This window comes from Christiangramia fulva (assembly GCF_003024155.1).
GTDB lineage: Bacteria > Bacteroidota > Bacteroidia > Flavobacteriales > Flavobacteriaceae > Christiangramia > Christiangramia fulva.
On the sequence record NZ_CP028136.1, the window covers coordinates 4110707 to 4127895 of the forward strand.

At 39.5% G+C, this 17189-nt stretch carries 13 protein-coding genes; 8 read left to right on the plus strand and 5 right to left on the minus strand.

Going from position 1 to position 17189, the window contains the following annotated elements; genetic code table 11:
- Positions 1–319: 319 nt before the first annotated feature.
- On the minus strand, positions 320–802 hold the full coding sequence (locus tag C7S20_RS18255; RefSeq protein WP_107013801.1) for a YciE/YciF ferroxidase family protein: 483 nt from the start codon (positions 800–802) through the stop codon (positions 320–322).
- Positions 803–1058: 256 nt separating this feature from the next.
- Between C7S20_RS18255 and C7S20_RS18260 the strand changes: the two genes are divergently transcribed.
- The 4 genes from C7S20_RS18260 (at position 1059) to C7S20_RS18275 (ending at position 9029) form a co-directional block, all read left to right on the plus strand.
- On the plus strand, positions 1059–1496 hold the full coding sequence (locus C7S20_RS18260) for a hypothetical protein (protein ID WP_159039978.1): 438 nt from the start codon (positions 1059–1061) through the stop codon (positions 1494–1496).
- Between the two features lie 1117 nt (positions 1497–2613).
- Entirely contained in the window at positions 2614–3468 is an 855-nt protein-coding gene (locus C7S20_RS18265; protein ID WP_107013803.1) for a universal stress protein, read from the plus strand.
- A 226-nt stretch (positions 3469–3694) separates the two neighbouring features.
- Positions 3695–4177, plus strand: a complete 483-nt coding sequence (locus C7S20_RS18270) for a YciE/YciF ferroxidase family protein (protein WP_107014324.1) — start codon at positions 3695–3697, stop codon at positions 4175–4177.
- Positions 4178–5069: 892 nt separating this feature from the next.
- A complete protein-coding gene (locus C7S20_RS18275; protein WP_107013804.1) occupies positions 5070–9029 on the plus strand; it encodes an AsmA-like C-terminal region-containing protein in 3960 nt (1319 codons plus the stop codon).
- Positions 9030–9261: 232 nt separating this feature from the next.
- On the opposite strand, the gene C7S20_RS18280 is transcribed toward C7S20_RS18275, so the two are convergent.
- The 3 genes from C7S20_RS18280 to C7S20_RS18290 form a co-directional block, all read right to left on the minus strand.
- Positions 9262–9672, minus strand: a complete 411-nt coding sequence (locus C7S20_RS18280; RefSeq protein WP_107013805.1) for a DsrE family protein — start codon at positions 9670–9672, stop codon at positions 9262–9264.
- A 26-nt stretch (positions 9673–9698) separates the two neighbouring features.
- A complete protein-coding gene (locus C7S20_RS18285; RefSeq protein WP_107013806.1) occupies positions 9699–10382 on the minus strand; it encodes a twin-arginine translocation signal domain-containing protein in 684 nt (227 codons plus the stop codon).
- A gap of 108 nt (positions 10383–10490) precedes the next feature.
- Positions 10491–11519 carry a c-type cytochrome gene (locus tag C7S20_RS18290; protein WP_227009048.1) on the minus strand — a complete coding sequence of 343 codons (1029 nt, stop codon included), beginning with the start codon at positions 11517–11519 and terminating at the stop codon, positions 10491–10493.
- A gap of 200 nt (positions 11520–11719) precedes the next feature.
- On the opposite strand from C7S20_RS18290, the gene C7S20_RS18295 reads away from it, so the two are divergent.
- From C7S20_RS18295 to C7S20_RS18310, 4 genes are all read left to right on the plus strand, one after another.
- Positions 11720–12208, plus strand: coding sequence for a YqiA/YcfP family alpha/beta fold hydrolase (locus tag C7S20_RS18295; RefSeq protein ID WP_107013807.1), 489 nt, complete (start codon positions 11720–11722; stop codon positions 12206–12208).
- Between the two features lie 5 nt (positions 12209–12213).
- Positions 12214–13107 (plus strand): helix-turn-helix transcriptional regulator, encoded by an 894-nt coding sequence (locus C7S20_RS18300; RefSeq protein ID WP_107013808.1) that lies wholly within the window; start codon positions 12214–12216, stop codon positions 13105–13107.
- A 125-nt stretch (positions 13108–13232) separates the two neighbouring features.
- Positions 13233–14261 carry an AAA family ATPase gene (locus C7S20_RS18305; protein WP_107013809.1) on the plus strand — a complete coding sequence of 343 codons (1029 nt, stop codon included), beginning with the start codon at positions 13233–13235 and terminating at the stop codon, positions 14259–14261.
- Positions 14262–14393: 132 nt separating this feature from the next.
- Positions 14394–16358 carry a DUF2779 domain-containing protein gene (locus C7S20_RS18310; protein ID WP_107013810.1) on the plus strand — a complete coding sequence of 655 codons (1965 nt, stop codon included), beginning with the start codon at positions 14394–14396 and terminating at the stop codon, positions 16356–16358.
- A gap of 30 nt (positions 16359–16388) precedes the next feature.
- Here C7S20_RS18310 and C7S20_RS18315 read toward each other — a convergent pair whose 3' ends face one another.
- Entirely contained in the window at positions 16389–17189 is an 801-nt protein-coding gene (locus C7S20_RS18315; protein WP_107013811.1) for a hypothetical protein, read from the minus strand.

Consider the following 17189-nt stretch of genomic DNA (forward strand, 5'->3'; position numbering starts at 1 on the left):
AAAAACAGCCATTTATAGGAAATTTTACGCAATTACAGTATCTTCAAAAGAAGCCCTGTAAAATTTCAAAGAATCTATTTTCAAGTCTTTTTTAAGGCTTTTTTTGAAGGAAGTACAGGTCTTTGAGAAAATTTATTTTTGAAATAGATTAGGGAAACAGGTATTTAACGAAACTTAATCACCATTAAATTGAGAATTTTCCTAAATTTTTTTCATGAAAATAAAAAATCCAGCAATAAAAAAGCCTGCCCAAAAATATCAGACAGGCTTTTTCAATAATTTCAGTATAAAAATAAAGATTCTGAAATAGGGAAAACTTTTATTGAGCTTCCTGATTGATCCTGCTTTTCGCCAGTTGCTTCAGTTCATCGTCTGCCGAGCGTTCCTGGTCAAGGGTTCGTAACAATCTGTCGGCTATGGCATCATGGCCCAGATCTTTGGCATATTCAATAAGCGCACCATAACCTGAGATCTCATAATGTTCCACATGCTGGGCATGAGCAATGATCCCGGCATCCCGAACATTATCATTAGCCGCTTTTTCAACAAATTGTTCGGCTTCTGCAATCATGGCTTTCATTGCCAGGGATTCTTTTCCTTCGGGTTTTATTCCAAGTTCACTACAGATCTTCTCCAGCTTTTCCTTATGTTTCTGGGTTTCCTGCAAATGCTCTTCAAAAGCTTTTTGCAGTCCCGGATGGTGTGATTTTTTGACCATTTTTGGCAGCGCTTCCACTAACTGGGATTCTACGCTGTAAAGATCTTTTAATTGGGTTTCGAATAAATCTTTCAAATTTTTCATAACAGTTGATTTTTTGGGTTTTTTAAAAGTAAAAATGATCAGGATTCTTATTAGTTAAATCACTAGTAAAGCTTTGTTGAAATTTTATTAAAATACTGAGGATCATTATGATAAAATCATTATCTCAGAAAAAACAGGGAAAAGGCCGGAAAAAAGGATGCTTTGTTTTTTAGCATAAGCCCAACATTTTTTAGAATCCAATTAACTGAGGAAGGATCTTTAAGTGCTTACCTTTAAAAAATTGAAAAAAAAGCTCATGAATTTAGACGATGTTGAGACACTTCTTTCCAGGTTAAAATTCGCCAACGCGGTAGATCAGCGGGATTACGCCCGTGTTTCCGAAAACCTTTCGGAAGGTGATCTAAAGGATTTTTTTCTTGATCAGGAAGTGCTGAAGGGCCGTTTTAATCAAACTATAAATGCCGAAATGGAGAAGCTGGATCTTCACGAATCAAATACCGATGATCCGTTGAAGGATGAAAGCAGGCACGGCAGCTGGCCTTTAGCCAAAGATATTTCGGGAAAATCCTTGCTGGAATGGAGCCAGCACCGGGAAGGAAAGGCCCTTTTATTCTATGAGGAGCTGCTAAGCCATATTAACAGGGGTGAAATCAGGGAAATGCTGCTCTCCCAAAAAAATGAGGTTCGCATGGCCATAGAAAAGCTGGAAGCACTGGCAGAAGCAGGTTCCTGAATTAAACCGGACTTAGAACATTTTGCTGTACCTGGGTGATCTTAATTCTGCTTTTAGGAATAGCGGGAATTCTGCTTTTTCTTATCCTGAGATCCTGGGGTGGCAGCTCGTAATTCATGTTACTTGTTAGTAATTTCAGGGCTGCGATGTTCAATTTGATGGTATTAACCTTTTATATAATGTTGAAGATCCGAGCAGGAATAACTCACTTTTGGGTAAACCTGTAGAAGAAGATTATTACGGCGGCAGCTGTGATAAGGCAGGCAATGGCAAGTATAGTCAGCTGCAAATCGCTCATAGGTTACTTTTTCTTTAAGGTAACCATAATAAACTCCATAATTGATAGTTATAAGCACTTTAACGAATCAAAAACAGATGTTAAAAAATTTAAGAAAGCTGGGCTTATTAAAGATAGCGATTACCGGATCTTTTCTCTCCCTTGAAGATGAAAAAGAGAATTTCTGAAATAGTGCGGTTACTGAGGCACATTTTTATTCCCAAAAAGAGAAAAGCAGCCCATAGCAGCAAGCCTATAACAGAATATATAATTAATAGATCCATAGTTTTTTGGTTAAAAAAGGAGGAAAGCCTACCTGATTTCCTCCTTTTTACTGGTTAGGTTTAACCTAAACATTGGCAATAATCTGCCAATCCCTACACTTATATATTCCAAATATAAAGGAAGAATTAAGAAGTGTTTAACGCAATAAAAAATCTAATTGACTCATTTGTAGATTTATATGCTTCCCAGCTAAAATATACATCAAACAAAATTATTTAAAACAGGCGGGTTTGGGGGGGGATCAGGGAGCCCTCAAATTTTCAGGTCAGACTATAAAAGGACAAAGGGAACCAAAAATGAATATTTCACATCTTCTGTTCCCTTTGATTGTCATTATCTCATCTGGTATTATCCAAATGATCTGCAGGTTTGTTCTCAGCTCAACTTAATATAGCACCCTGTAATGACATGATTAAAGATACAAAATGTTTTTCATTAAAAGGTGAAAAAATGAGATTCTTTTTTATAAAAAATAAGCAATAAAAAAACAGGAAAATCTTATACCCAAATTAAAGTCTGTCTTTAGTATCTTTAGGTCGAAAATCTCCTAAAATTATGGAAAAAAAGATCCTGATTCCCACGAATTTTTCAAAACACGTATGGCACGCTTTGATCGTTGCCATGCAGCTTTACCATAAACATCCCTGCACTTTTTACCTGCTGAACGTATATTCTTCACCTGGATTTCTGGGAGAAAGTCTTCCGCTGAACCGAAATGAGGAATCTCAGGATTCGGCCAGGGAAATTTCTGAAAAGGGTCTTGACAGGATCATGAAGGGCTTAAGTTTCAGACAGGAAAATGCGAGGCATAGCTTTGAAACCATTTCTTACCAGGGAAATTTAATAGAAGGCATACAGGAACAAATAGAAAAATTGGGTATCGATCTCGTAATTCTAGGCGCTGCCGGCGAATCGTCTCGCATCAGTGCGTCTTATGACAGCAAGATCTCCAGTATCACCGAAGAGGTCGAGCAATGCCCTGTTTTTATTATTCCCGAAGAAAAAGACCTAAACGCCTCTTCAGGGACCGAGATCGTGTTTCCTTCAAATTTCAGAATACCTTTTAAGCAAAAAGAACTGGAAGCACTTCTGGAACTGGCTAATAATCTAAAGGCTTCAGTTAGGGTTCTTTATATAAACAGTGAGGATAAACCTCTGACTTCCGAACAGGAAGAGAATAAAGCCGATCTGGCCAGACTTTTAGAAGATATCAATTTCAGCTTTCACACCTTAACTCAAACCTCCCCGACCGTAGGGGTTCATCTATTTCTCCAAAGCCGCGAAAGCGAAATTCTCGCCCTTTATCAGCGAAAACAGGGTTTCTTTTCCAGGCTTTTTCATAAAACAAGGCTTGACGATATAGATTTTGATCCGAAACTTCCCGTTTTGGTTCTAAAAGAGTTTCAGTAGAAGAGCTGTCCCTGAAAGATTTAAAAATCTATTTTTAATAGCTGCTTTACAGGAATTTGACCTTTCCTGCCAAAGTACCATGAAAATTTTCCTTTAACATTGGTGGCCATAAATTCCGCTTTTTTTAAACAATCTTATAATTAGTTTATTTTTCATTTAACGGCGATTCCCCTTCCTGTATCTTATATTGAAAAGGAAATTGAAGTTGAATTTAAAAAATGTCGTGATGAGAAATTTAGAAGATTTATTCGAACATCAGTTAAAAGATCTATACAATGCGGAAGGCCAGTTAGTCAACGCAATCCCTAAAATGGCTTCTTCGGCGCATAATGGCGACCTTAGAAAAGCCTTTGAAGATCACCTTAAGGAAACCCGTAATCATATTGAACGCTTGCGTGAAGTGTGCAAAGAGCTGGATATCGATCCCAAAGGCGAAGAATGTAAGGCCATGAGTGGTATCATTCGCGAGGGGGAAGAATTTATTGAAAAGGATACCGATCCCGATGTTAAGGATGCCGGACTTATCGCCGAGGCGCAGCGTGTTGAGCATTACGAAATTGCCGGTTACGGTACCCTGGTGCAATTCGCTGAAGAATTAGGCTACGATGATATCGCCGATAAACTGGCGGAAACTTTGAATGAAGAAAAAATAGCCGATGAAAAACTGAATAATCTGGCCAAAGACCGGATGAACCGAAAAGCCAGATAATTAAGGACTGAACGAAAGAGAAATCCCCGCAGTTTTCCGCGGGGATTTTTTTATAGGTATTACTCTGTTTTGATTCCCGGAAGATCTTTAAGTCTGTCCATACGGCAGTCGGCTTTAGATTATTGGCATTGTAAATAACTCCGCCCATTACTTCTTATCTAACCTAATTTGTATTTCTGATAAGAACGGGGCATCGAATTTGAAAGTTGGTTTTCGCAGTAGGTAGTGGGAAGTAAGAATTTAGAATCCTGAATCCTGTACATTGAATGATCAAAGGCTTATTGCTTAAGACTTAAAGCTATATAAAAACAAAGGGAACAAAAATGAATATTTCACATTAACCGTTCCCTTTGATGTCATACTCTAAATCTGGGATTATCCAGATAATCAACAGGTTTATTCTCAGCCCAACTTAATGTAGCACCCTGAATGACAATATGAATTTACGCAAAAAAAAGAATCTGATTTCTAATTTATGACTTTTTTAACCTCACTCGAATTATGAAGTTATAAATACGAATTAAGTAAATTTTTGAGAGTTTGGAACATGGAAGAGCTTAGAGCCTAAAACAAAAAACCATTCCCAAATTTCCAAATTGACAAATCTTCAAAATGATTAATTTACACATTGGTGCATTTTCTCATTTTCTCATCATCTAATCTCCAACAATCAAACAATACAACTATCCAACAAGAGATTGCTTCTGCGCCTAAAGCGCATCGCAATGACGCTCCGGAAGTACGAATTACGAAAAATAAAGTACGAATTTTTGAAGCTTGAATTGATTAAGCCAAAGCCATCCCCAAATTTTCAAATTTCCAAATTCTCAAATTGATACATTAGTACATTTTCAAATTGATAAATTTCCACATTATTTAAATATATTACCGCGTGAAATCAGCTGCTCCCAAAAATAAAAAAACTACTCATAAATGGCTGAAGCGCATAAGCATTGCGGTGGGCATACTTTTCCTGGTGCCATTGGCTCTTTTTGTAATTGGCTGGGCTAACAGGAACCTGATTATCGACGGACTCCAGGAATGGTATAAAACCAACCATAACGGCAGCCTGGAAATAGGAAGAGTGGATGCAAATTTCTTAAGCGGATTTCCAAATATTGGCTTTACCATCAACGATGTTCGACAAATAGATTTCGATACCATCCTTGATAAAAGTTCTTCGATTTCTATCGACAGGGCCTGGGTAAGCATTGGTGCGCAGGATTTGCTGAAAGGCGATATTCAGTTTAAGAAAATCCTAATTCAGAAAGCCGAAATATTTTCCGAAGTAAAAACCACCAAAACACCGGAACAATATATTCAGCTTAAAAAGAAATCGCAGGAAGATCCGCAGGTTGGAATACAACTGCCTCCCTGGCTGCATCCTGAAAAAACCGAATTCAGCTTGCACGATATAAAATTCATTTCAAAAGATACAGTTCTCAATAAGTATTTTAACCTGGAAGCTCAGGAAGTGGAAGGCACTATCTTCTCTAACGAAAACAGATCTTACGGAAGGTTAAATTTTAAAGTTCTGGTGAATGATCTCGGTTTCAATACCAAAAAAGGAGCTTATATCAACGGGGCTGTGGTTAGTGGAGATCCTAAATTTGTCCTGGACAAAAAAAACAACAGCCTGGTTCTTTCAGAGTTTATCCTGAAGGTCGACGACCAGAAATTTAAGGCAAATGCCGATTTCGACTTCAGCGGCCATACTACCTACCAGCTTTCTTTTGAGAATCCCGAAACCGATTTCCGCGCGATCAAAAAGATCCTGCCACAACAGCTCTCTGAAAAGATTTCAACCTACCAAATTTCCGAACCAATTACTACCAGCCTGAGGCTAAAAGGAAAATTCCTGTATGGCGCTGTTCCCTTTATTCATGGTACCTTTTCAACCCAGGCCAACAGAATGGCCATAAATGACAGCACCTGGTTAGACCACGTAAAATTTGATGGATACCTGACCAATGACCTCAACAAAGGAGAAAATAAGCCCAGGCACCAAGCTTCAAAAAAGGATATTAAAATCATGTTCGATGATTTTGCTGCCGATTTGAAAGACATTAAAATTTCGGCCCGGGAATCTTATTTTCAGTCGTCAGATACCGCCTCAAATTTTGTGAATGCCCACCTAAAAATGTACGGCCCCAATGAGACGCTGGCCGAAGTGATGCAGAACAATAATTTCAGTTTTGAGGGTGGTAATTTCAATTTTGCGGCCAATATAAACGGCGATATTTCTGAATCGGAAAACCTTTTAAATTCGGCAACGGGAAGGTTCACTTTAAGGAATACCAGGGTGATCCTGAAAAGAAATCAGCTTCAGCTTCCTCTGGAAATAGCCGATCTCAGCCTCAACAAAGAGATATCCATTCTGAATAGCTTAAAGGTGAACCTTCCGGATGGCCACGACCTGGAACTTTCCGGAACGCTTACCAATGTCGCTTCCCTGCTCTCAAATGATCCTGAAGATCCGGCCCAGGCTTCGTTGAAACTGGATTCGCAAGACCTGAACCTCAACGAGCTTATCGCTGCCGCAACTGCCTCTGTTCCGAAAAACGAAAAGAAAACCAGCAATCTCACAACCTTACATGAGATTTTTAAGGCGGTCTATACCAAATTCCGACCGCAGATCAAACTGGATTTGAATAGCCTGGAATATAACGGACTTACTTTTAAGGATATTGCTGCTGAGATGCGGTTAAGCAATCCGGAAACTTTGCTTTTTGATCATTTCAATTTCAGGTATAAGGAAGCGGTTACTCAGCTGGATGGTACGCTTCGTGTTCCGGAACAGGACCGGGAAAATAAGGAGCCTGTTTATCTTTATTTCGAAACGAGGTCATCTGGGCCCATTAGCATCTTTCAGGATCTCTTTAAGATCTCTTTGATGAATATCAATGCCGGCGAATATGTATTCAGCGGAAAAATAGCCGGGAATATTCAAAAGCTGGAAGAGGTTCTGAACAATATTGAAGGGGATCTACGGCTTACCGATGCCCAGTTTTATTATTCGAATGCGCAATCATTGATAGAATTTGATTCACTGAAGGTTGCCGTGAATCATTCAAACGTCAATATTGACAGGTTCGAGATTGAAGTCGGTGGCCATCATCCGTTTTCCCTGACCGGCGAGATCAAGGACTTTCCGGGATTTCTGGTTGATGACATAAAAAGCAACGGTAGCCTAAGTATAAAATTAGATGCGGCTTATGTTGATATGGATGAATGGATGGAAACCATCGATGCCATTGATAACGATAAGCCTCAACAGAAAGTAAAAGAAGAAAAAGAAGCCGATCTAAACTCGGTTTTCAACGACATTTATAAATTCCATCCCAAATTCAGTCTTGCCGTAGATTCGCTGAAATTTCGGGATCTTATCACCAAAAACATCGGTGGCAGCGTTTATTTCGAAAACGATAATGTACTGAAACTGGATGATCTCGATTTTGAATATGGCGATTCCAAAGCCAGGATCAACGGGACGCTTACTGCAATAAACACCGACGAGACTATAGGAGAAAATCCTTTTGATTTTGATTTTTCCGCAGAAATGAAGGGAAAGAACAGAGATTTGAATGACTTTTTAAGAACGGTGAACTTCGTCTTCCAATCGGGTGATTTCGAATTTACCGCTAGTTACCAGGGGGAAGCTAAAGACCTGAACATATTAAATTCCGATTTCGAGGGCGAACTCATGCTTGGGCGCTCGATCGTCGATATCAAAGCGGCAGACCTGCTGGTGCCGGTGGACAGCCTTCACTTAAAGATCAAAAATGACCTCGCCAATCTCGACCGCCTGGATATTGATCTGCCGGGAAAGAGTTCGCTGGATATTACAGGCGCGATCAATAATTTTTCAAGTTTCATCAATAACGACCAGGCAGCCGATTCCCATATTTCATACTTTACGATAAAATCGGCGTACCTTAATAATAAAGACATTAAAACATTCCTGAAATCTTCGAATAAGAAGAGGGATACCACGACCACTAAAGATTTCAAATTAGAGAACCTGAAAGAGGTCCTTGATAATATCCACACCTCTTATTACCCTTCGGTGAACGTGGAGATCGATTCGCTGATATTTGGCAATATCGCTGTTTCCAATTTCGGATCGCAAATAGGTTATAAGAACAACGGGGAGTTTAAGATCGAAGATACCCAACTGCAGTATCTTGGTGGTCGCATAGACCTCTCGCTGGAAGCGGGGGTACAAACGACCAATGATCTGCCGGTAACTGTAAATATGAATGCGGAAGATATTGACCTCCAAAAACTGGTAAAAGATCTTAATTATTTTGGCAGTGAGGAGTTACGCAAAGCCGATAAAATTGATGGTACTCTGAATTTTGTTCTCGATGCCAGCGGAGTTATGAACAACGACGGAAGTCTGGACATGAATTCCCTGAATGGAACGCTGCAACTGGACCTGGAGGAGCTTGCGCTCTACAACTTCAAACCCGTTACTGAAAATACGCCGCTTATGAAAAATGAACGCTTTGAACATCTTGAATTCAGGCCCATAAAACAGACTTTTAAAGTAAAAGACGGCAAGATCATCATTCCCAGAACCCAGATCCAGTCCAGTGCCCTGCAGGTTTTTGTGCAGGGTGAGTTACGAATTGGCGAATATGTGAATATCTGGCTCTCCCTGCCCTGGCATAACCTGAAAAGCATCAGCGGACTTGAATTACCCGAAAAGACCTCTTTCGATGAGGCCGGTTCAAAATTCTATATCCAGATCATCCAGGACAAGAACAGCGAAAAAAGTAGCCGGCAGAAATTAAAAACTAAATTCCGCCTGGGAAATGCTAAGATGAAGAAAAGCCTGGATGGAAATTAGAAGTACGAGTTACGAAGGACGAATAATGAACAATGAATTTTTAATCTTCAATATTGAAATAGGAAACGGGAGCCATGATACAGGGACCTTTACCTCTTTATCTCTTTCCCTCTTTCACTTCTTTACCTCAAAGCCTGGTTATTGATAATTGCTCATTGTTCCCTGAATCCCATCTTCAAATTTCCAAATTTTCAAATTATCGAATCAATTATCCATTGTCCATTTTCAATTGTCAATTTTCTTTAATATAACTCCACCCCTGCTGTTGCTTATTCGCGATTTCGAGAATTCCGTCGGGGACTGTTTTAACCCCGGGAATCAAAGCTGCTTCAGTAAGATCATGCTTTTTCAGGCTTTGTTGGCACACGACCACCGAAATATTATCCTTTTCGGCCATATTGCGTATATCACTCGCCACCGAGGATTTGTCATTTAGAAGCATATCGAGTCCGCTGCTGTAGACTACCAGTTCAAATTGCGAATTGGGATAAGCCTCAGCCATCGATTTCACATGTCTTACCGCCGACTGGTGGACCTTCGCATCGTTGCTGGTCACATCAAAGACGATCTTTACCGGTTTTTCCTGCGCGAAACTTCCGAGCGACAGCAAACAAACCAGTATCAAAATAAGATACTTTTTCATTCTTTAAATTTTTAAATTTTATACTATTAACCTCCGGCATAGATATAGGCGCAGTCATGCTGCTGAGCCCTTCCTAATGCCCATACTCCCGAGGGAACGACCTGGATCCCGGGTAAAACCCCGCTCACCCAATCATTATAGGCTTCCTTAGGATCCATATTCATTTTTTTAGCCGCGAAAGAGCTATTTACCTTCAGTGCAAGATCACAGGCACAGAACATCGCTCCGCGATCCTGTAATTTCTTAATTCCGTCGATACCGGGAAGCGGGAAATCGCCATCCTGAGGTTCATAAACCGTATTTCTCAAAGAAGGTTTTTTGGTGATATTGTCATCAACCTTAAAGAACTCACCAAGCTTGTATTTTTCCCAGATCCGGTCTTCAAGGGCCAGGGGAATGGCATCATGCCTGAGCACCGTCATGGCGGTAATATCATCATCTGGTACTCCTGTTTGGTTGTTGGTGAGATAAAAGGCCCAGTTCCAGATCACCGGAAAACTGTGATAGGCAGTTGAACCGTCAAATACCGCACGATGTGTTCCTTTGATCTTATCCATCCATTTTTCCGGATCGCTTAAATTGGTTGATCCTGAAAAATTTAGCTGTTGAGCGATTGGTCCGGCCATAATGGGGCTGATACTTCCCATTGCTGCACCGAGGGCGAGGGTTCCTAAAAAGTCCCTTCTGGAATTCAGTTGTTTGGTCTTCATGTTACTCTATTAGTTAAGTGAAACAATTATTTCCGTATAAATTACCTGGGACGACCTTAAATTTAAACAATTTAAACAACTTAAGTCGTTTAAAACCAATTATTTAAACTATTTATTTTTCTTGATTCCGTACTTTTTTTCGTAATACTCCATGATAGGCTGGAAAGGTCCCACCTGGTGCTGATGTACCGAAAAATTATCGGCATAAGGCGGGTAAGGTGTGGAGACAGGTTTTTTCCGAAGATCGGGAAAATCATCTTCGGAATGAGGCTTCTGCGGTCGCGAATGCTGGTTGATATATCCGGCAAGATCATAACACTCCTCATCGCTAAGCAGCGGATTTTCATAGGTCACTCCAAAAGGCATATTTGTTTTGATGAATTGAGCCGCGGTGATCACCCGCGCCATACCCGCGCCAATATTGTAAGAATCGTCGCCCCAAAGCGGAGGATACAGGTAACCGGGAGTTCCCTTCAGCCTTTGCCCCTGGCCATCTTCACCATGACAGACCACGCAGTTAGCGGCAAATAATTTCTTTCCTTTTTCAAGGTCCACCGGCCGCTCCGGGATCTCAATTTCAGTATAACCGGTGCCTTCTACCTTTCCGTCTTCGGGCGCAAAACGGTTAAGCCATTTTAGATAACTCACAAAAGCCTGCATCTCTTTCCCGTTAACAGGAAGAACCCGGCCATTCATACTGCGTTCCATACAGCCGTTAATTCGCTCTTCTATAGTCCCCATTTTATCTTCCCGCCCGCGATACTGCGGAAATCGGTTGATCACGCCAATGAGCATTCCCGAATAGGCTTTGGTTCCGGCTTTTAAATGACAGTTGTTGCAGGCGAGATTATTGCCCGAATAGACCATTTGCCGATCACCATTTTCGGGACCTATATACCGCGGCGTATGGGTAAAAAGTTCATAACCGTATTTGATCATGCGATTTTCTTCGGAATCATCAAGGCCCGAGGTGTCATAACGCGGATCCACGGGCATAGTAATTGTTACCTCCGGCTGAATATAATCTTCTTTTGAAGAGGGATCCTGAAACAGGAAATAAGCGGTAATGCTTATCACCAGAATGATGAAAAAGCTAACAAAAGGCAGCAGTCTTTTTTTATTCTGAAGCATTGGCATATCGCTGGCTTTTAGAGAATCTCGCCATAGCTAAAATAGAATTAAATAAATTGATAGTGAGAGGCTTAGGTTAAAATTACAAAGAATTAAGGAAGTACGTAAAAGACTATATAGGAAATTCTATTAAGCTGATTTTTAAACAACGACATATTTTGGCGCCTTTACTTTGTTTATTTGTCCTGAACATTTAAATTAACAGTATGAATATTTTATACCTGCACGGGCTCCAAAGCAAACTGAGTAGCAATAAAAGAAAGATCCTTGAAGACTACGGCAGTGTCTTTGCTCCGGATATACAGTATGAAAATAAGCATATCCAGGCAGCAGAAATTTTAAAGGATTTTACCGATACTGAATTCAATGTGGTGATTGGAAGCAGTATGGGAGCCTTGAATGCGTATATCATTTCAGAAAATATTGGTCGCCCTGCGCTTCTGTTTAATCCGCCTTTACAGAAATATGAAGCGGTTAAATGTGAGAGTTTTTATACCAAAGGTTTAGCTTCTAAGAATATTTTTATCGGTGGCCGGGATGAGGTGGTTGATCCTTCAGAAACATTGAAATTTTTAGCAGATCATATTCAGCAGAGCGACCTTCATATCGATATCGACTCAAATTGTGGTCACCGAATTCCTGTAGATATTTTCAGCAATCAGGTTTCTTCATTTTTTTCATCCATTTGTAATTAAGCATTATGTCTGTACGCCAAACCATCAAACGTCATTTTAAGATCATTTCCATTCTTCAGAAAAAAGCCATGAGCTTTGAAGAACTTCAGGATGAGATCGCCATCGATCCCGATTCGGTGGAAGAAAAACTGCTTACCTCCCAACGTACTTTCCAAAGGGATATTCTTGATATCGCTTCTATCTATGGAATTGAGATCGCTTCTGATAAAAGCCGGAACGTATATTTCATCAGGGACGATGTAGAAGACGAAAGCACCCAGCGATTACGCGAAAATTACGATCTGCTGAATGCCATCCGCCTTTCTAAAGGTATGGGTAACAGCCTGATCTTTGAGCAACGCAAGGCTTTAGGGACCAAACATATGTCCGGACTTCTCTTCGCGGTCCAGAATTCCTGGGTGGTGGAATTTGAATATCTGAAATTCTGGGACGGCTCGCTTAGTAAAAGAAGGGTGCATCCTATTTCACTAAAAGAGGCCAGAAACCGCTGGTACCTTATTGCCAAGGACGAAAAAGACGAGATCATAAAGAATTTTTCATTGGACAGGATCGAAAATCTTGCCCTCACTCAGGTACACTTTACACCGATTTCCTATGACGTACAAGCGGAATTCAAAGATAGCTTTGGGATCATCAATGGTACCGAAGAAGAGCCCGTTGAAGTTGTGTTGAGTTTCACGCCCCGTGAAGGTCGCTATGTAGAATCACTGCCGCTGCATTCGAGTCAGAAGCTGGTGGAGAAGAATGAAAAGGAGATACGGTTCAGTTATTTTATTCGGCCCACGTATGATTTCAGGATGGAAATTCTTTCTTACGGAGACCAGGTGAAGGTTCTGCAACCAAAAACACTTCAGCAAGAGATAAAAAAACAACTGGAAAATTCCATAGACCAGTATTAAGCGACAGCCCCTGGCGCTTTATCAAAATACATTTGAAAACAAATATAACCGCTGAGGGAAGATAGCTCCCTAGGTAGGGCAAGGGATCTTTGTCTGAACTCGGCGGTTTAAAAAAGAAACAAAATATGCCACAACTAAAATTAAAAGACTATTCGCTTTTGAGCGGCAATATTTGGCCGATTCAAATTTACCTAAGCTACTTTGAAAAAATCCCAAGTTCTATTTATTATTCCGGACTTAATTTTAAAGAATTGATACAAAAATTTCCTGAAGAATTTAAGGATGAAATAATCGCTCATCATTATGAAATTAACAAATTGAGCAAGGAAGAGGTTGGAGAACACATTTTCATCCTCCGGAATGAAATTCTTATACAAATTGAATTTTCATACATGAGGATTTTCTGTTATTCAGAATCTAATTCCACGAAAAGAATTGAAGACTTTGGGAAAAAGTTCAAAAAGGAAAAACCAGATGTGGCCCAGATCAACCTTATTACGATGAGTAATGGTGACTTTCAAAACCGAAAGATCGACTTTAAAAGGCTTTCGTTGAAATTAGACCAATTATATAATGAAGATTTCGAAGCTTTTCACAAAAAGATGTATTCTATTCTGAAAGAAGAAAACCAAAGCGGCCTCCACCTTCTTTATGGGATTCCCGGCACGGGTAAAAGCACCTACATCCGGTATTTGTGCGGTAAATTAAAAAAGGAAATAATCTTTCTACCCGGACAGTTAGCTCAAAACCTGGATAACGTTTACATGACCAGGTACCTGATTGCGAACTCTAATTCGATACTTGTAATTGAAGACGCAGAAGAACTCATAGTCTCCAGGGATCATCAACGAAATTCTAATCTGGCCATGATCCTGAACATTACCGATGGTATTCTTGGTGAATCTTTAGGCATCCAGATCATCGCAACCTTTAATACCGATCTCAGGAATATAGATCCTGCCTTAAAACGAAAAGGACGACTAAAAAGCAGTTACGAATTCAAAGCTTTGGAACCTGAAAAAGCAAATCGGCTCCTAGAAAAGGAAGGGATTGAGGAACAAACCTCTTCTCCCCTAACTCTGGCTGATATCTATAATTTTAAAGAGGAACAACAAATGAAGCAGTCATCCAGAAAAGCGGTAGGATTTAAGTAATTACAATCAAGGGGAGAATTTAGTAGAATTAAACGTTACATTTAAATTAGCATTTTCTATATTTATTCATGTTCTATCTTCCCTACTATATAGAGCTTTTTTCAAACACAAGTTTTACTAATTGACCAACCTTTGAAACCCAGATATTTAACTAAATCCCGTTTTAAGCTTGCACTCGATTGTCCTACCAAGCTTTACTACACCAGGAAATCTGAATACGAGAACAAGAGTGAATCGGACTCCTTTCTTGAAGCTCTGGCTCAGGGTGGATTTCAGGTTGAAGAATTAGCGCGAATGGAGCATCCGGAAGGAATTGCCATCCTTGGAGATGATTATAATTATGATTTATTAGTTGAAAAAACAAAAGAACTGCTCAAGAAGGAAAATGTAACCATTTTTGAATCGGCCTTTTTGGTCAATGGCCTATTCATTCGGGTCGATATTCTGGTAAAACGTGGAAATCAAGTAAAATTAATAGAGGTTAAAGCTAAATCTATTAGCAGTACAGGTCATCAATCCTTCATAAAGTCGAATGGTAAACTTGGCAGTGGCTGGGATATTTACCTGTATGACCTCGCTTTTCAAAAATATGTGATTCAGCAATCCTATGCGGAATGGAATATCACTTCTTACCTGAGATTAGCCGATAAAGATGCGGTCACCACGGTAGATGGATTGCATCAATGCTTTAAAGTTGTTTCTGATTCTGATCTCAGAACAGGCATTGAGAAAAAAGAAGGCTTTACCAAAGCAGATCTGGGCGATCCCATTTTATGCGATATCAATGTACGCGAAGAAATAGACTTAATTCTGAATACTAATCCGCTGGATGAAAACCGTAGCTTTGAGGAAACCGTTGATCATTTTCGAAAACATTACCGGAATGACATTAAACTCATTACTGAAATTGGCCCGCATTGTAAAGGCTGTGAGTTTATTACTGAAGATCATTCCAACGGACTCAAAAGCGGATTCCATGAATGCTGGCAGGAACAGCTCCATGTAACAAAAGAAAGAATTGATCAGCCCAAAGTATATGATGTCTGGTATAATCCGGCGAAGAAAACCATTGAAGAGGGGCGTTATTTCATGGATGAACTTACTCAAAATGACATCAACATTCGGCCGGAAGCGGGAAAACTCCACCGCACTGAGCGACAGTGGCTACAGATTGAAAAACATCAACAGCAGGATGAATCTCCATACTTTGATGTCGATAACTTAAAGAAAGAACTTGCATCCTGGAAATTCCCGCTTAATTTTATCGATTTTGAAACCACCGCGGTAGCTATCCCTTTTGTAAAAGGAATGCATCCGTATGAGCAGCTGGCATTTCAATTTAGCCATCACATCGTTTATGAAGATGGAACAGTAAAACACTTCAGCGAATATCTGAATACCGAAATTGGAGCTTTTCCAAATTTTGATTTCATCAGGGCTTTAAAGGATTCTCTATCACGGAATGACGGCAGTATTTTCAGGTATCATAATCATGAGAATACTATTGTAAATGTGATCTATAATCAGTTACTTAATTTCGAGGAACCTGATAAACAGGAGTTGCTTGAATTTATAGAAAGCATAAGTCACAATACCGGTAAAAATGCGAAGACTTGGCGTGGAAAAAGGGATATGATCGATCTTCAGAAGACAGTGGTAAACTATTATTACGATCCTATAACCGGTGGCTCCAACTCCATCAAAGCAATTCTCCCCGCGGTCCTGCATTCAAGCGAATACCTGCAGGAAAAATACCAGCAGCCAATAGCCAATTTGAATCTCACCAGAAGGAATTTTTTGGATGATCATGTATTTCTGAAATTCCAAAACGGAAAACCCGTAAGTCCTTATAAGGCTTTGCCCTCGGTCTTTGATGGCTGGGATAATGAACAGCTGGAAAAAGTTTCCGAAAATCTTACTGAAATCAAGGATGGAGGAGCCGCCCTCTTCGCGTATCAAAAATTACAGTTTAACGATGTGCCTGAAATAGAAAGAAATGCGATAAAAGATAGCCTCTTAAGGTATTGCGAATTGGATACTCTCGCTATGGTTATGATCTATGAGTATTTTAGAGAGGTTTCTAAGGAAAGTAAATAATTTTTTAGCATAATAAAGATAATACAGGCTTCATTTAATCAAACCTAATTTTCTCAATCTGGATTTTATAGCCCCATTCTGTCTCTTCAATTTTTGAGCTATTTCCTTTATTGTGAAATCTTGATTATACAATTGAATTAAAAGATTTTCTTCCTCTGAACTCCAAGGTTTATAAGCGTTTTCATAGGATTTTCTAATTTTATCGATAGAATATGCCGGTTTACTTTTCTTTTGTTTTAGGTCAGAAATCTTAGAATTAGGAGATTTATTAATTTCTTCATCTTCAGTACTTGCAATTCTAACTTCTGCATTAGAAAAAGCTCTATCCTCATCCGGTTCATTTTCAATGAAAACCTTTAAGGATTGACTAATTTCAAAAAGAATGGGATCTTCGGTTTGATCTATTAACTTTCCTGTTATCGGGTTTTTTCCCTCTATCAGTTTAAATAAATTTTCTTTTGCATCTTCGAAACTTATATCTTTAAGTTCACCTGCATTTAAATTTTTCTGAACATCGCCTTCTTCGATATCCTCTTTTATCTTCGGGATGTGAGAATTAAAATACCATTCGCCAAAGATTTCTCCGTTAATTCCCGGCACATACGTGCATTGAGGAATCAAAGAGTGTAACATGTTGGCTTTATATAGCTTTTTTAAAAACCTTCTAAAAAAGAGCCCATTGTTTTTATCTGCTTCAAAAATGCCTTTTCTTACTAAATAAGGAAAAACATCCGTAGACCTAATATTTACCTTCTTGGCCATTTCCAGGTAATGCTGAACCGCATTCCTGATTTTTAAAGCCTTTTTTATTTCATCATCGGAAATTTTCAT

Excerpts from the sequence above, each read along its gene's own strand:
- C7S20_RS18290 (WP_227009048.1), bottom strand. The coding sequence starts at position 11,519 with ATGCCAATGCTTCAGAATAAAAAAAGACTGCTGCCTTTTGTTAGCTTT.
- C7S20_RS18315 (WP_107013811.1), bottom strand. The coding sequence starts at position 17,189 with ATGAAAATTTCCGATGATGAAATAAAAAAGGCTTTAAAAATCAGGAAT.
- C7S20_RS18270 (WP_107014324.1), top strand. The coding sequence starts at position 3,695 with ATGAGAAATTTAGAAGATTTATTCGAACATCAGTTAAAAGATCTATAC.
- C7S20_RS18280 (WP_107013805.1), bottom strand. The coding sequence starts at position 9,672 with ATGAAAAAGTATCTTATTTTGATACTGGTTTGTTTGCTGTCGCTCGGA.
- C7S20_RS18265 (WP_107013803.1), top strand. The coding sequence starts at position 2,614 with ATGGAAAAAAAGATCCTGATTCCCACGAATTTTTCAAAACACGTATGG.
- C7S20_RS18295 (WP_107013807.1), top strand. The coding sequence starts at position 11,720 with ATGAATATTTTATACCTGCACGGGCTCCAAAGCAAACTGAGTAGCAAT.
- C7S20_RS18285 (WP_107013806.1), bottom strand. The coding sequence starts at position 10,382 with ATGAAGACCAAACAACTGAATTCCAGAAGGGACTTTTTAGGAACCCTC.
- C7S20_RS18300 (WP_107013808.1), top strand. The coding sequence starts at position 12,214 with ATGTCTGTACGCCAAACCATCAAACGTCATTTTAAGATCATTTCCATT.
- C7S20_RS18260 (WP_159039978.1), top strand. The coding sequence starts at position 1,059 with ATGAATTTAGACGATGTTGAGACACTTCTTTCCAGGTTAAAATTCGCC.
- C7S20_RS18255 (WP_107013801.1), bottom strand. The coding sequence starts at position 802 with ATGAAAAATTTGAAAGATTTATTCGAAACCCAATTAAAAGATCTTTAC.
- C7S20_RS18305 (WP_107013809.1), top strand. The coding sequence starts at position 13,233 with ATGCCACAACTAAAATTAAAAGACTATTCGCTTTTGAGCGGCAATATT.